Here is a 1,126-nt window from a genome sequence, read left to right on the forward strand (position 1 = left end):
TCACCACCGCCCTGGAGAGCCAAAACACCCAGGTCTCTTCGGGGCAGTTGGGCGCGCAACCGTCCAGCAACACGCAACAACTGGTCGCGACTGTGCGCTCGCGTTCGCGCCTGCAAACGCCTGAGCAGTTCCGCAACATCGTGCTGAAAAGCCAGGCCGATGGTTCTGTGGTACGTCTGAGCGACGTCGCCCGCGTAGAAATGGGCGATGAAGACTACAGTGCCAATGTCATGGCAAACGGCCATCCGGCATCCGGTATGGCTATCCAGCTGGCATCGGGGGCCAACGCACTCTCTACCGCCGAAAAGGTGAAATCCACCATTGATGAATTCCGGAGCAGCATGCCTGCCGGCTACGAAATTACGTACCCGCTCGACAGCACAGACTTTGTCAAAATCTCGATTGAAGAAGTCGTGAAAACGCTGATCGAGGCGGTGGTTCTGGTGGTGATAGTGATGTTTGTGTTCCTGCAAAACCTCCGCACGACGTTGATTCCCACGATAGCCGTTCCGGTAGTGCTCATGGGCACCTTTGGCGTACTGTCCCTCTTCGGTTACTCCATCAACACGCTCACCATGTTCGGTATGGTACTCGCCATCGGCTTATTGGTGGACGATGCGATCGTCGTGGTTGAAAACGTTGAACGGGTGATGCGCGAAGAGGGATTACCGCCGCGTCAGGCAACTGAGAAATCCATGAAGGAGATTACAGGGGCACTGGTCGGGATTGCGCTGGTTCTCTCTGCCGTGTTCCTGCCCATGACCTTTTTCAGCGGTTCGACGGGCGTGATTTACCGTCAGTTCTCCATCACAATTGTCTCTTCCATGGTGCTGTCGGTTATTGTGGCGCTCACGCTCACGCCTGCACTCTGTGCCACCCTGCTCAAACCGCATCTTCACGGCAGTGGCAGCAAGGGATTCTTCGGCTGGTTTAACCGCCGCTATGACAACGTGCAGGCGCGCTATCAACGTGGCGTCGGCCATGTCATGCACCGTTCCGTACGTTATCTGTTGCTGTACGGCGTGCTGCTGATCGGTTGTGCCGTGCTCTATATGCGCCTGCCGACCGGTTTTCTGCCGACCGAAGACCAGGGCTATATCATGGTGCAGTATCAACTGGCGCCGGG

1 protein-coding gene is annotated in these 1,126 nt (G+C 56.7%); it reads left to right on the forward strand.

Features of this window, described 5'->3' with window-relative positions; genetic code table 11:
• Nucleotides 1-1,126, forward strand: a 1,126-nt coding sequence (locus RAC90_RS20860) for an efflux RND transporter permease subunit (RefSeq protein WP_375124750.1), incomplete at both ends; no start/stop codon positions are given.

It is taken from the genome of Pantoea sp. CS_6, from assembly GCF_041954745.1.
Lineage (GTDB): Bacteria > Pseudomonadota > Gammaproteobacteria > Enterobacterales > Enterobacteriaceae > Pantoea > Pantoea stewartii.